This is a genomic window from Actinophytocola sp. KF-1 (genome assembly GCF_054661535.1).
The window spans coordinates 72,085-86,949 of record NZ_BAAFVK010000003.1; the positions used below are offsets into that span (position 1 = coordinate 72,085).

Below are 14,865 nucleotides of genomic sequence, written 5' to 3' on the forward strand. Positions count from 1 at the left end.
GGACTGCGCGGTTGCCCACTGGTGATCGGGCCGTCGTCCCGGCAGGCGCTGAGCGCAGGCCGCGCGCCCGGCATGGTGGCCGGGCGCGCGGGTCTCCGCGGTCAGGTGGTCGGCAGCACCTTGTCCGCCACCGCCTTCTCGAGTACCGCCATGAAGGCGCGGGACCACTCGGGCAGGTCCGGCCAGCCGCGGCACGACACCATGGCGCCGTCCACGACGTCCGGGCCGTCCTCGAAGGTGGCGCCCGCGTTCTCCACATCTGCCCGCAGCGGCGGGAAGGCCGCGGTGGTCCGGCCGCGCAGGAGTCCCAGTGCGGCCGGGACCTGCGGACCGTGGCAGATGGTGCCGACCGGGAGACCCTGGTCGAAGAAGTGCCGCACGATCCGCGCCACGTCGGGGTCCGTGCGGATGTACTCCGGGGCGCGGCCGCCGGGGATGACGAGGCCGTCGAACTCCGAGGGCACCACGTCGGCGAACGCCACGTCGACCGGCAGCAGGTGGCCGGGTTTCTCGGTGTAGGCGTCGCAGTCCGGTTCGAAGTCGTGCACCACCAGCTTCACCGGCCGGGTCGTCGGCGCCGCCACGACCGCCTCGTGGCCGCCTTCGCGCAGGCGGAACACCGGGTACATCGAGTCCAGTTCCTCGGCGGCGTCGCCGGTCAGGATCAGCACGCGTGCCATGTCGTTCCCTTCGCCGTCACGGGAGTGTCCACCGCTGGTTCGTGCCGCCGTGACACGTCCAGGTGATCAGCTGGGTGCCGTTGGCCGACGAGCCGCCGTTGGCGTCGAGGCACTTGCCGCCGCTGGTGCGGATGGTGCCGTCGGACTGCACCGACCAGTTCTGGTTCGTGCCGCCGGTGCACGTGGACAGCTGCACCTGGCTGCCGTCCCCGGTCCCGGTGGCGGTCATGCACTTGCCCAGCGAGCGCAGCGTGGTCCCGCCGCGGGTCCACTGCTGGTTGACCTGGCCGTTGCAGGTCCACAGCTGGATCCTGGTGCCGTCCGCGGAGCTGCCGCCGCTGACGTCGACGCACTTCCCGCTGGCGCCGACGATCGGGCCGGCGGCCGGCGTGGTGCCGAGTTCCTTGACCCGGATGTTGCGGAACGACACGTCGTCGCCGGTGCCGTGGTTCTGGATGCCGATGTACCCGGAGGTCAGCGACCGGTTCGGGTCGGTGTTGGTGAAGTCGTTGACCTTGACGCCGTTGAGGAACACCTGGACCCGTTCACCCTCCACCAGCGCCTCGAAGGTGTTCCACTCGCCGGGCGGGTTGAGCGCGGCGTCGCGGGCGGCGAGGTCGGGCGCCTGGAAGCCGTAGATCGCGCCGGTGGTGCGGTCCGCGGAGTCGGTGGCGTCGATCTGGATCTCGTGGCCCTGGTTCAGGTGGGTGTTCGGGTCGGAGCTCGCCGGGAAGCCCAGCAGCACACCGGAGTTGTCGTCGCCCGCCATCCGCCAGTCCAGCTTCAGCGAGTACGACCGGAACTCCTTGGCGCTGTACCAGAGCGTGCCCAGGCCGCCGAACGAGCTGAGCGTGGCGTCGCTGTTGGTGAAACCGCCCGGGCCGGCCTGCGACCAGCCGGTGGTGGCGCCGTTGTAGAGCGTGGTGTAGCCGTTCTCCGGCCTGCAGTCCGCCCTGGTCCGGCCCGCCGCGTACCGGATGCCGCCGAGCACGAGCGACCGGAACGCCTGCTCCGAGTAGCTCGCCTGCGTGTGCCCGGCGCCGGTGTAGAACGACCGGCCACCCTGGACCACCTGGCACCAGGTGTGCGGGTGGTCGGCCCCCATCGACCCGCCGGAGTAGGTGGACTCGTCGAGGGTGGCGAGCACGCGGGCGGCCGACCGGACGTTGGTGCGGAAGTTGTACCACTCGTCGGTGCGCGTCCAGGACTGCCCGAGGTGCTGGGTGGCCTGGTGCGCCCGGTTCTCCACCCGGACGGTGGCCTGCTGGATCGCCGGGTGCGAGGCGAAGTACGCGCCGACCAGCTGCCCGTAGAACGGCCAGTCGTACTCGGTGTCGGCGGCCGAGTGGATGCCGACGTACCCGCCGCCGCCCCGGACGTAGGACTCGAACGCCGCCTGCTGGGTGGCGTTCAGCACGTCGCCGGTCGTGTTGAGGAACACCACGGCCTCGTACTGGGACAGGTTGGTGAACTGCGCCGCGTCCTCCGTCGCGGTCACGGTGAAGTTGTTCGCCGCGCCCAGTTCCCGGATCATGGCGATGCCCTGCGGGATGGCGTCGTGCCGGAAACCGGCGGTCTTGGAGAACACCAGCACGTCGTACGGCGCGTCGGCGGCGGCCGCCGGCGGGCTCGCGCCGACCGTGAGGGCGGCGAGGACGGTTGCGGTCGCGCCGAGCACGCGCCGGGTGAACGAGTGCGTCATCTCATGCCTCCTACGACAACGTCCAGCGCTGGTTGGCGCCGCCGTTGCAGGTCCAGGTGATCAGGGCGGTGCCGTCCGCGGAACTGGCGCCGTACGCGTCGAGGCACTTGCCGCCGCTCGTGCGGATGGTGCCGTCGGACTGCGGCGACCAGTTCTGCGCGGTGCTGCCGGAGCACGTGGACAGCTGCACGGCGCTGCCGTCCGCGGTGCCCGCCGCCGTCATGCACTTGCCGAGCGCCCGCAGGGTGGTCCCGGTCCGGGTCCACTGCTGGTTGGTCCCGCCGTTGCAGGTCCACAACTGGATCTTGGCGCCGTCCGCGGTGCTGCCGCCGTCGACGTCGACGCACTTGCCGCCGAGGCCGGTGATCCGGGTGGTGGTGCCGCCCGTCGGCGCGCCGAACGTGACGGCGTCCACATCGAACAGGAAGCCGCTGCCGCCGGAGAACGTGAGGTACACCGTCGTCGTGCCGGCGGGGACGTTCGACAGCGTGGTGGCCACCTCGGTGAAGGTGTCCCACCCGCCGGTGACCGGCACGGTGACCGAGCCGAGCACGGTCCCGGTCGGCGACCCGGTCCGCACCGACAGCGTGCCGCCGGAACCGCCGGAGGACACCCGCGCCGCGAACCGGGTCTCGCCGCCGAGCGCGTAGGGCCGGAACGCGATCCAGTCGCCGTTGTGGATGTCGCCGACCGTCCGGCCGCCCTCCGCGGCCGCCTTGTCGTACAGCGCGGTGCCCGACTGGGCGGTGTGGTGCTCCGCCTGGCGGTGCCTCGGCTGCAACGTGTGCTGCGTGTGCGTGGTCAGCGCGGGCTGGCCGTTCGCGCCGCCGTCGGTGTACTCGGCGTCGAACACCGCGTACAGGTTCGCGGCCGTGTCGTGCTCACCGTCCGCGGGGATCTGCAGCGTGCCGGAGCAGCCGGTGCGGGAGGTGATCAGGTGCGCGTGCTCGTCGTGCCCGAGGAGGTAGGACAGCGTCACCCGCGAGCAGTCGACCGTGCCGTCCTCCGGGTCGGACACGGTGATCGTGTACGGCACGGTGTCGCCGAACGAGAACAGGGCGCCGTCGGCGGGCGTGGTCAGCGTGACCGTCGGCGCCGTGTTGCCGACCGTGATCGTCACGTTCGCGGTGGCGGTGCGGCCACCCGGGTCGGTGACGGTGAGCGTCGCCGTGCGCTGGCCGTTGGTGGTGTAGGTCTTCACCGGGTTGGCCGCGGTCGACGTGGTGCCGTCGCCGAAGGTCCACAGGTAGGACAGCGCACCGCCCTCCGGGTCGGACGAGCCCGCCGACGAGAACGTCACGGTCAGCGGCGCGGTCCCGGACGTCCGGTCGGCGCTCGCCCGCGCGGTCGGGGCCTGGTTGCCCGCCGGGTTGTACTCGATGCGGTAGAGCGCGGAGTCGGCGTTGCCGCTGCCCCATCCGGTGCCGTAGTCCAGCACGTACAGCGCGCCGTCCGGGCCGAACGCGGTGTCCATGACCTGGGTGCCGCGCCAGGGGAAGTCGTTGATCTGCCCCGGCGACCCGTCGGCGTTCACGTCGACGACCTTGATCCAGCGCCTGCCGAACTCGGACAGGAAGACGTGCCCGTCGAGCGCGGCGGGGAACTTCACCGTCGACGGGTTCGCCGCGTCGTAGCGGTACACCACGCCGCCCATCGGCGACTCGGAGCCGCAGCCGAACGCCGAGATCGAGCAGTTGTCGTAGTTGAGCCACGCCGCGCGGGCCGCGGGGAGAGTGGTCAGGCCGGTGTTGTTGGGGGAGTTGTTCACCGGTGCCGCGCAGTTGAAGCGCGACCCCGACGGCCCGGACGGGAACGTGTAGTCCACATAGGTCTCGGCGGTGGTGTTCTTGCCGGTGCAGTACGGCCAGCCGTAGTTCCCCGCCGAGGTGATCCGGTTGAACTCCACCTGCCCGGCCGGGCCCCTGGTGCTGCTCGCGGTGCCCGCGTCCGGGCCGTAGTCGCCGAGGTACAGCGTCCCGGTGGCCTTGTCGACGCCGAACCGGAACGGGTTGCGCAGCCCCATCGCGTAGATCTCCGGCCGGGTGCCCGCCGTGCCGGGGGCGAACAGGTTGCCGGACGGGATCGAGTACGACCCGTTGGCGTTCACCTTGATCCGCAGCACCTTGCCGCGCAGGTCGTTGGTGTTGGCGGCGCTGCGCTGCGCGTCGTAGGCCGGGTTGCGGCCGGAGCGCTCGTCGATCGGGGTGTAGCCCGCCGAGTCGAACGGGTTGGTGTCGTCGCCGGTGGACAGGTACAGGTTGCCCGCGGCGTCGAAGTCGATGTCGCCGCCGACGTGGCAGCACATGCCGCGGCTGGTCGGCACGTCGAGCACCGTCACCTGGCTCGCCGTGTTCAGCGTGAAGTCGGCGTTGAGGGTGAACCGGGACAGCCGGTTCACACCGTTCCAGGCGGAGAAGTTCGTGCCAGTCGCCGGCGCGTCACCGCTCGGTGTGGACAGCGGGGGCGCGTAGTAGAGGTAGATGAACCGGTTGCTCGCGAAGCCGGGGTCGACGCCGACGCCCTGCAGCCCCTCCTCGTCGTGGGTGTAGACGGGCAGAGTGCCGATCACGCTGGTGACGCCGGCCGCGGTGGTCCTGCGCAGCACCCCGTTCCGCGCGGTGTGCAGCACCGAGCGGTCCGGCAGGACGGCGAGGGACATGGGCTCGCCGACCTCGCCGACGCCACGCGCCAGTTCGACCTGCTGGAAGTCGGCGGGATTCACCGCGTGCGCCGCGGCGGGCGTCGGCGCGGTGATGGCCGGAAGTACGATAGTGGCCGCGACCAGCGCGAACGCCGCCAGGATCCGGACGATGGGCACCCTCGTCCGCGCGAATGGGACATTCGTACGGGCCCAGGGAGCAGGATCGGCGATTCGTTCGTTGCCATGGGGAGAGCGTCGGGCAGGGCGGGCGAAGGGGCGTCTCGGCCGGCGTCGGGCGTGGAACTGCTCGGGCATGAGGTCTCCGGTCTGCGGGAGGTCAGCGGGAGGTGCGAGGGAGGTCAGGGGGAGGAGGTTTGCGAGAGGGGGTCAGGACACGGTCCAGCGTTGGTTGGTGCCGCCGTGGCAGGTCCAGACGATGAGCCGGGTGCCGTCGGCGGTGCCCGCACCGTTGGCGTCGAGGCACTTGCCCGCGTTGACGAGCGTGCCGCCGGTGCCGATCGCCCAGTTCTGCCCGGCACCGCCGTTGCAGGTGGACAGCTGGACGGCGCTGCCGTCGGCGGTGCCCGCGGCGGTCATGCACTTGCCGAGGCTGCGGAAGGTGGTGCCGTCGCGGGTCCACTGCTGGTTGGCGCCGCCGTTGCAGGTCCAGATGATGAGCGGGGTGCCGTCCGCGGAGTTGCCGCCGTTGACGTCGACGCACTTGCCGCTCGCCCCCGTGATCGGACCGGCCGTGACCTCGCCCGGGGTGCCGACGCCCGGCCCGGCGAACGTGATCGAGTCCAGGTCGTACGGCGCGGTCGCGGTGGACCTGAACACCACGAACAACTCCACGGTCCCCGACGGCCGGGTCACGGTGACCGGCGCGAGGTTGACGTAGTTGTCCCAGCCGCCCGTGCTGCCCACCGTCGCCGTCGCGACCAGCTGCCCGGTCGGCGAGCCCGCCCGCAGCTCGATCGTGCCGCCCGGCCCCGGTGAGGACACGCGGAACGACACCTGGTCGATGCCCGTCAGGTTCACCGGGCTGAACGAGATCCAGTCGCCGTTGTCGATGTCCCCGATGCGGCCGCCCGCCTCGGCGCCGGACTGGGACACGACGCGGACCCCGGACGAACGGGTGAAGTGCTCGGCCTGCTTGTGCTTGGGCTGCAGCACCACCTGGGCCCGGCCGGTCAACGCGGGCACGCCGGACGCGCCGTTGTCGGTGTAGACGGCGTCGGCCGCGTAGAACAGGTTCGAGTCGGCGCTGTGCCCGCCGTCGTGGGTGGCGATCACCCCGGAGCAGCCCGGCTGCGGGTCGAGCGGGTGCGCGTGCTCGTCGTGCCCGAGCGCGGGCGTGGTGACCACCCTGGCGCAGTCGACCGTGCCGTCCTCCGGGTCGGTGACGGTCACCGCGTACGGGACCGCGTCGCCGAAGTCGAACATGCCGCCCTGCGGGGGCGAGGTGAACCGGACCGTCGGCGCGGTGTTGCCGACCGTGACCGGCACGTTGGCGACCCCGGTCCGCCCGTTCGGGTCGGTGACGGTCAGCTGCGCGTTGAACTGGCCGCGGGTGGTGTAGGTGTGCGACGGGTTGGCCGCCGTGGACGTGGTGCCGTCGCCGAAGGTCCAGCGGTAGGTCAGCGCGCCGCCCTCGGGGTCGGCGGAGCCCGCGCTCGAGAAGCTCACCGTGAGCGGCGCCGCGCCGGACGACGGTGTGCCCGTCGCCCTGGCGACCGGCGCGCGGTCACCGGAGATGTAGTCGATGCGGGACAGCGCCGAGTCGGGGTTGTCCCTGCCGAACCCGCTGCCCCACTCGAGGAGGTACAGCGAGCCGTCCGGCCCGAACTTCGCGTCCATCGGCGACCGGAACGTCAGGTTGGCGAGGAACCGGTTGATCTTCAACAGGTTCCCCGAGTCGTCCAGCCGGAACTCGTGCAGGGTGTTGCGCGCCCACTCGCCGAAGAACGGCGTCCTGTCGAAGTACCGCGGGAACTTGGTGGGCGACGGGTTGTTCTCGTCGTAGTGGTACACGGGGAAGCCCATCGGGGCCTCGCCGCCGCCGCCCATCTCCGGGAACGCGTTGCCGTTGCTGCCGTTGCCGTACCAGACGGTGGCCGGCCGCGCGGCGGGCAGGGTGGTGAGCCCGGTGTTGTTGGGGGAGGTGTTCACCGGCGCGGAGCAGCTGAACTTGGCGCCGGACGCGCCGGTGGCGAAGTCGTAGTCGGTGAACGGGATGTTGTTCGCGACGCAGTAGGGCCAACCGTAGAAACCGGGGGACTTGATGACGTTCCACTCGACCAGCCCGCCGGGGCCGCGGCTCGCGTTGTCGGCGCCCGCGTCCGGGCCGTAGTCGGCCATGTAGATCGTGCCGTCGGTGTCCACGGTGAACCGGAACGGGTTGCGGAAGCCCATCGCGTAGATCTCCGCGCGGGTGCGCGCCGTGCCCGGGGCGAACATGTTGCCGCTCGGGACCGTGTAGGTGCCGTTGGACTCCGGGTGGATGCGCAGGATCTTGCCGCGCAGGTCGTTGGTGTTCGCGGCGGTCTTCTGCGCGTCGAACAGGCTGCGCCCGGAGCGCTCGTCGATCGGCGTGTAGCCGCTGGACTCGTGCGGGTTGGTGTCGTCGCCGACGCCGACGTACAGGTTCCCGCCCGGCCCGAACGTGAGGTAGCCGCCGGTGTGCCCCGGCTCGGACTGCCGCGCGGCCGGGATGGTCAGCAGCACCTGCTCGCTGCCGGACACGATCGTGTCGCCGCTGATCGTGAAGCGGGACACCCGGTTGACCTCCTGCGTGCCCGCGGGGGAGTAGTACAGGTAGACCCAGCCGTTGGTCGCGAAGCCCGGGTCGAGCGCCATGCCGGCGAGGCCGTCCTCACCGCCGGTGTAGACGTTGAGCGTGCCGGCGGTGACCGTGGTCCTGGTGCTCGGCTTGTAGACCTTCAGCTGCCCGCCGTACTGGGTGTAGAAGACCCGGCCGTCCGGCGCCACGTCGAGCGTGCCGGGCGCCACCGTGTTGCCGTCCAGCTCGACCTTGTCGTAGCTCGACCACACCGTCGGGCCGCAGTCGGCCGCCGCGGTGCCCGCCACCGACCGGACACCGCCGAGGATGTGCGACCGGAACAGCGGCTCGGAGTACGCGGAAGCCTGGTGCCCCATGGCGGTCGCCCACACCCGGCCGCCCTCCACGTTGCGGCACCAGGAGATCGGGTGGTCGTGGCCCATCCGCGACGAGCCGGGGTCGTACGTCGTCTCGTCGGCGGTGACCAGCACGTGCACGTCGCCGCGGGCGCTGCGGTTGAAGTTGTACCACTCCTCGGTGCGGTTCCACCGCTGCGGAAGGCCCTGCCCGGACGGGTGCACCCGGTCGGCGACCTTCGCGGTGCCCGCGACGGTCGCCGAGTGCTGCGTCATGGTCATCCCGAGCACCTGGTCCCACCACGGGAACTCGCTCTCGATGTTCATGTCGGTGGCGTTGTGGATCGCGACGATGCCGCCACCGCCGCGCAGGTAGTTCTGGAACGCGGTGCGCTGCGCGGCGCTCGTCCAGACCATGCCCGAGGTCTGGAACATGACCACGACGTCGAAAGTGGACAGCGTGGCGTCGGTGAAGACGGCCGAGTCCTCGCTGTGCGTGAGCTGCCAGCCGTTGTCGGCGGCCAGCTGCTGGAACATCGCGACACCGGCGGGGATGGAGTCGTGCCGGTAACCCGCGGTCTTGGTGAACAGCAGCACTTTCTCCCCCGCGGCCGGCGCGGCGGGTGAGGTGGACGCGGTCAGGGTGATCACCAGCAGGGCGCAGGCGAGGACGGCGAGGAATCTGCCGAATGCGTGTCGCACGGGGGCCTCCGGAGGCAGGGGGAGAGGCGGCGGTCGTGGAGCAGGGCGGTCAGATCTGTTCGCTCACCTCCGTTGGGAGCGCTCCCAATCCACGTCACGACGCCACCGGCCGGTGCTCGAGGAGGAAGGCGGTGACAGTCCGGGGACCGAACGGTTCGGGGTCCGTGATTGCGGGTGTTGCCCGGGTCACACAATAACCGTCCGTCGGCGGGAGAAGTCAAGGGGCGACGGGCGATGAGTCCGACTCATCGGTCCTGATCATGTGCTCCGGTAGCATTTCCGCATGGTGGAGGTGCAGCCCGACTCGTCGTACCGGCCGGGGTACGAGGTGGTGGCCGAGCGGATCCTCCGGCTCATCGCGGACGCGGGGCTGCGCCCGGGGGACCGCATGCCGACCGAGAAGGAACTCGCCGCACGGCTGGAGACGAGTCGCGGCATGGTGCGCGAGGCCGTCAAGATCCTCTCGGCGATCGGGCGGGTCCGGGCGCACCGGGGGCGCGGTCTGTACGTCGCCGATGACGACGGGATGCTGGGTTCCTCGCGCTGGGGCGGGTTCTTCCTGCCCGCCGACCTCGACCACGTGTACATGCTGTTCGAGTTCCGCCGGGTCCAGGAGACCGCGGCGGGCAGGCTCGCCGCGACCAACGCGACCCCCGTCGAACTGCGCGCCATCGAGGCGGCGGTCGAGGTCTGCGGGCAGGGCTGCGAAACCGGGGAGGTGGCGTTGTTCGACCGCGGCGACGACGACTTCCACCTCGCCGTCGCCGCCGCGTCGCACAACGAGTTCCTGGTCGCCGCGGTGCGCGAGGCCCGTCGCCTGCAGCGCCAGTCCAGCACGATCGGCCTGCACGGCACCATGGGCGGCCACGCCCGGGAGGCGGTCGAGGAGCACGCCGCCATCCACCGCGCGATCCGCGACGGGAAGCCGGACGAGGCCGCCGCGGCCGTCGCCGTGCACCTGGACAACACCCTCGAGGACTACCGCCGCGAGATCCAGCGCCGCGTCTTCGGTAGGCCTTCGTAGCGTTAGCGTTAACATTTCTTGCTCCGCCCCGTTGACCGGAGCGCACGCGCGGTGCTTTCATGTGAACTGCGAGTTAACTGCTGACCTTGGATTCGCTCGGACAACTGCGCCCTCCGCTGGCGCCGATGTCATGTGTTTGCGCTAACACCCCCTCGTCACGTCGACCCGAGGAGCGCTGGTCATGGTCTTCACGAGACGTCGATCCGGTCGGCTGACCGGTGTGCTTGCGGCGGTGGCGCTGTTGCTGAGCTGCGTCGCGATGGCCGCCAACCCGGCCCCGAGCGCGGCGGCGTCCGTGGACACGAGCGCCTGGTACGTGCTGGTGAACCGGAACAGCGGCAAGGCGCTGGACGTCTACGGCCTCGCCACGAACGACGGCGCGCGGATCACGCAGTGGACCCGCAACGACGGCGCGAACCAGCAGTGGCAGTTCGTCGATTCCGGTGGTGGCTACTACCGGCTCAAGTCCCGCCACTCCGGCAAGGTCCTCGACGTGTACAACTTCTCCACCGCCGACGGCGCCGCGGTCGTGCAGTGGGCCGACGGGAACGGCGCCAACCAGCAGTTCCGGCTCGCCGACTCCGACAGCGGCTTCGTCCGGCTCGTCAACCGCAACAGCGGCAAGGCGGTCGAGGTGCAGAACGCGTCCACATCGGACGGTGCGAACGTGGTGCAGTACACCGACTGGGGCGGCGCGAACCAGCAGTGGCAGCTCGTCCGCGTCGACGGCGGGCAGCCGCCCGCAGGCCAGTACACCAACCCGGTGGTGTGGCAGGACTTCGCCGACGTCGAGGTGATCCGGGTCGGCGAGACGTACTACATGACCGCGTCGACCATGCACTACTCGCCGGGCGCGCCGATCCTGCGCTCCTACGACCTGGTCAACTGGGAGTTCGCCGGCCACTCGGTGCCGTCGCTGGACTTCGGCACGAAGTACGACCTGACGAACGGCCAGCGCGCCTACGTCAAGGGCATCTGGGCGTCGACGCTCGCGTACCGGCCGAGCAACCGCACCTACTACTGGGCGGGCTGCATCGAGTTCAACGACACGTTCATCTACACGGCGTCCAGTGTGGAGGGACCGTGGAGCAGGCACGCCCAGCTCGACACCTGCTACTACGACGCGGGCATGCTGATCGACACCGACGACACCATGTACGTCGCGTACGGCAACACCACCATCAGCGTGGCCCAGCTGTCCGCCGACGGCCGCACCCAGGTCCGCGCGCAGCAGGTGTTCCAGACCCCGTCGAACATCGGCACCCTGGAGGGCGCCCGGTTCTACAAGCGCGGCGGCAGCTACTACATCTGGCTGACCCGGCCGGCGAACGGCCAGTACGTCCTCAAGTCCGACAACGGCCCGTTCGGCCCCTACACCGTCCGCCAGGTCCTGCTCGACCTGCCCGGCCCGATCAGCGGCGGCGGCGTGCCGCACCAGGGCGGGCTCGTGCAGCTGCCGAACGGCTCCTGGTACTACATGGCGTTCGTCGACGCCTACCCCGGCGGCCGGGTGCCCGCGCTCGCGCCGATCACGTGGACGGCCGACGGCTGGCCGGTGCTGCAGACCGTCAACGGCAGGTGGGGCGTGAACTACCCGCAGCCGTTGCCGCCCCACCCGGTGGCCCCGCTGACCGGACCGGACACCTTCGCGGGCCCGGCGCTCGGCCCGCGGTGGGAGTGGAACCACGACCCGGACACCACCAGGTACACCGTCGCCAACGGCCTCACCCTGCGGACGGCGACGGTCACGAACGACCTGTACGCGGCACGCAACACCGTCACCCACCGCATCCAGGGCCCCACCTCCACCGCGACCATCGAACTCGATCACGGCGCCATGCGCGACGGTGACCGGGCGGGGCTCGCGATGCTGCGGCAGTCCTCGGCGTGGATCGGCCTCAAGCGCGACAACGGGACCACCCGCGTCGTGATGACGAACGGCCTGTCCATGGACGGCAACTGGAACACGACGGGAACGGGTACGGAGGTCGCCGGCGCCGCCGTGAGCGGCAGCCGGATCTGGTTGCGCGCCAGCGCCGACATCCGGCCGGGGTCGGGCAGGCAGGCCCGGTTCTCCTACAGCACCGACGGAACCACCTTCATCCCCCTGGGCAACGCGCTGACCCTCGACAACTCGTGGCAGTTCTTCATGGGCTACCGCTTCGGCATCTTCAACTACGCGACACAGGCCCTCGGCGGCGCGGTCACCGTGCGCCGCTTCGACCTCACCACGCCCTGACCAGGAGCAGACTCATGTCGTCGTCCTTCAGCCGTCGCCGGATGTTGCAGGCGGCGGGGGTCGCCGCCGCCGCGACCACCGTGCCCACCCTGTTCAGCGGCGTGGCCGGAGCGGCGGTCGTCCCGCCGGTGCGCCAGGACATCGGGGTGGCCGCGTTCCCCTTCGACCTCGGGCAGGTGCGCCTGACCGCGGGCCGCTGGCTGGACAACCAGAACCGGACGCTCGCGTACCTGCGGTTCGTCGACGTCGACCGGCTGCTGTACAACTTCCGCGCCAACCACCGGCTGTCCACGAACGGGGCTGCCCCGCTGGGCGGCTGGGAGGCGCCCGACTTCCCGTTCCGGACGCACAGCCAGGGGCACTTCCTGACCGCGTGGGCGCAGGCGTACGCCGTGCTCGGCGACACGACCTGCCGGGACCGGGCCGCGTACATGGTTGCCGAACTCGCCAGGTGCCAGGCGAACAACGCGGCCGCCGGGTTCACCGCGGGGTACCTGTCCGGCTTCCCGGAGTCCGACTTCGACGCCATGGAGGCCGGATCGCCGCGGTCGGTGTCGTGGTACTCGCTGCACAAGACCCTCGCCGGGCTCCTCGACGTGTGGCGGTACACCGGCAGCACCCAGGCCAGGGACGTGCTGCTGCGGTTCGCGGGCTGGGTCGACTGGCGCACCGGGCGCCTGTCGTACGCCACGATGCAACGCGTGCTGGGCACCGAGTTCGGCGGCATGAACGCCGTGCTCACCGACCTGTACCAGCAGACCGGCGACGCCCGGTGGCTCACCGCGGCGCAGCGGTTCGACCACGCCGCCGTGTTCGACCCGCTCGCCGCGAACCAGGACCGGCTGAACGGGTTGCACGCCAACACCCAGGTGCCGAAGTGGGTCGGCGCGGCCCGCGAGTACAAGGCGACCGGCAGCACCCGTTACCGCGACATCGCCGCCAACGCGTGGGCCATCACGGTCGGCGCGCACACCTACGTCATCGGCGGCAACAGCCAGGCCGAGCACTTCCGCGCCCCGAACGCGATCGCGGCGTACCTCAACACCGACACCGCCGAGGCGTGCAACACCTACAACATGCTCAAGCTCACCCGCGAGCTGTGGCTGCTCGACCCGAACCGGGCGGCCTACTTCGACTACTACGAGACCGCGCTGCTCAACCACCTGATCGGGCAGCAGAACCCGGCCGACCCGCACGGGCACATCTGCTACTTCACCGGGCTCAACCCCGGGCACCGCAGGGGCAGCACCGGTCCCGCGTGGGGCGGCGGCACCTGGAGCACCGACTACGGCACGTTCTGGTGCTGCCAGGGCACCGCGCTCGAGACGAACACCAAGCTCGCCGACTCCATCTACTTCCACAACGGCACGACGCTGACCGTGAACCTGTACACGCCCTCGGTGCTGACGTGGGCGGAGCGGGGGATCACGGTCACCCAGACCACCACCTACCCGGCGTCGGACACCACCACGCTGACCGTCACCGGAAACGCGGGCGGCTCGTGGACCATGCGGCTGCGCATCCCCGCGTGGACCACCGGCGCCACCGTGAGCGTCAACGGGGTGGCCCAGAACGTCACCGCGAGCCCCGGCACCTACGCCGCCCTCACCCGGTCGTGGACGTCCGGCGACACCGTCACCCTGCGGCTGCCGATGCGCGTGGTCATGCGTGCCGCCAACGACAACCCCGCCGTGCAGGCCGTCACCTACGGGCCCGCGGTGCTGGCCGGCAGCTACGGCAACACCGCGTTGTCCGCGCTCCCGTCCCTCGACGTCGGCTCCGTCACGAGGACCAGCACGTCGGCGCTCACGTTCACCGCGACCGCGAACGGGACGACCGTCGGCCTCGGCGCGTTCCACGACGCCCACGGCCACAACTACACCGTCTACTGGAACACCGGCGGCGGTGGCGCGGACGGCGGGTACCGGCTGTTCAACGCGGCCAGCGGCCTCGTGCTGGGCGTGCGCGACATGTCGACGGCGGACGGCGGGCTCGCCGTGCAGTGGGGCGACACGGGCACCGCGGACCACAACTGGCAGGTGGTCGCCGACGGCGGCGCGGTGAAGCTCCGCAACCTCAACAGCGGCAAGGTGCTCGGGGTCGAGAACATGTCCACCGCGGACAACGCCCGCGTGCTGCAGTGGAGCGACAACGGCACCGCCGACCACCGGTGGACGGTGGTGGACAACGGCGACGGCACCCACAAGCTGCGCAACGCCAACAGCGGCAAGCTGCTCGGCGTCCTCGACGGGTCCACCGCCGCCGGCGCACAGGTCGTGCAGGACTCCGACAACGGCACCGCGGACAACCGGTGGCGGTTCGTGCCCGTGGGCGCCCGGCGCATCCAGAACGTGGCGACCGGGCTGGTCATCGGGGTCCGCGACATGTCAACCGCGGACGGCGGCCTCGCCATCGCCTGGGACGACAGCGGCACCGCCGACCACCTGTGGACCGCGCTGCCCGGCAGCGACGGCTGGTGCCGGCTGCGCAACGGCCACAGCGGCAAGGTGCTCGGCGTGGAGAACGCGGCCGACGCCAACGGCGCCCGGGTGCTGCAGTGGTCGGACAACGGCACCGCCGACCACCGCTGGCGGCTGCGGTACGCCGCCGACGGGTCCTTCCGCGTCCAGTGCGGCAACGGCAGCCGGGTGCTCGCCGCCGGCGCCACCACCCGCGGCGCGCAGATCGTCCTCTGGGACGACAACGGCGCCGCCGACCAGCGGTGGCGGTTCGTGTGACGGG

The 14,865-nt window shown here is 71.1% G+C and carries 7 protein-coding genes; 3 read left to right on the top strand and 4 right to left on the bottom strand.

Features of this window, described 5'->3' with window-relative positions; all coding sequences use genetic code 11:
- Positions 1 to 101: 101 nt before the first annotated feature.
- The 4 genes from ACYQ77_RS10470 to ACYQ77_RS10485 form a co-directional block, all read right to left on the bottom strand.
- Complete coding sequence (locus tag ACYQ77_RS10470; RefSeq protein WP_459709855.1) at positions 102 to 680, bottom strand: DJ-1/PfpI family protein; 579 nt, start codon at positions 678 to 680, stop codon at positions 102 to 104.
- Positions 681 to 696: 16 nt separating this feature from the next.
- Entirely contained in the window at positions 697 to 2,382 is a 1,686-nt protein-coding gene (locus ACYQ77_RS10475) for a ThuA domain-containing protein (RefSeq protein ID WP_459709856.1), read from the bottom strand.
- Between the two features lie 10 nt (positions 2,383 to 2,392).
- Positions 2,393 to 5,200: a PQQ-dependent sugar dehydrogenase gene (locus ACYQ77_RS10480; protein WP_459709858.1), complete on the bottom strand. Its 2,808-nt coding sequence runs from the start codon at positions 5,198 to 5,200 to the stop codon at positions 2,393 to 2,395.
- A 210-nt stretch (positions 5,201 to 5,410) separates the two neighbouring features.
- The gene (locus ACYQ77_RS10485; protein WP_459709859.1) at positions 5,411 to 8,860 is read right to left on the bottom strand and encodes a ThuA domain-containing protein; all 3,450 of its coding nucleotides are present in this window, start codon (positions 8,858 to 8,860) and stop codon (positions 5,411 to 5,413) included.
- Positions 8,861 to 9,143: 283 nt separating this feature from the next.
- Here ACYQ77_RS10485 and ACYQ77_RS10490 point away from each other — a divergent pair, with 283 nt between their 5' ends.
- The 3 genes from ACYQ77_RS10490 to ACYQ77_RS10500 all read left to right on the top strand — a co-directional run bounded on the left by ACYQ77_RS10490 (position 9,144) and on the right by ACYQ77_RS10500 (position 14,861).
- Complete coding sequence (locus ACYQ77_RS10490; RefSeq protein WP_459709861.1) at positions 9,144 to 9,884, top strand: FadR/GntR family transcriptional regulator; 741 nt, start codon at positions 9,144 to 9,146, stop codon at positions 9,882 to 9,884.
- A 181-nt stretch (positions 9,885 to 10,065) separates the two neighbouring features.
- The gene (locus ACYQ77_RS10495) at positions 10,066 to 12,123 is read left to right on the top strand and encodes a family 43 glycosylhydrolase (RefSeq protein ID WP_459709862.1); all 2,058 of its coding nucleotides are present in this window, start codon (positions 10,066 to 10,068) and stop codon (positions 12,121 to 12,123) included.
- A gap of 14 nt (positions 12,124 to 12,137) precedes the next feature.
- Positions 12,138 to 14,861, top strand: coding sequence for a beta-L-arabinofuranosidase domain-containing protein (locus tag ACYQ77_RS10500; protein WP_459709863.1), 2,724 nt, complete (start codon positions 12,138 to 12,140; stop codon positions 14,859 to 14,861).
- Positions 14,862 to 14,865: the final 4 nt, after the last annotated feature.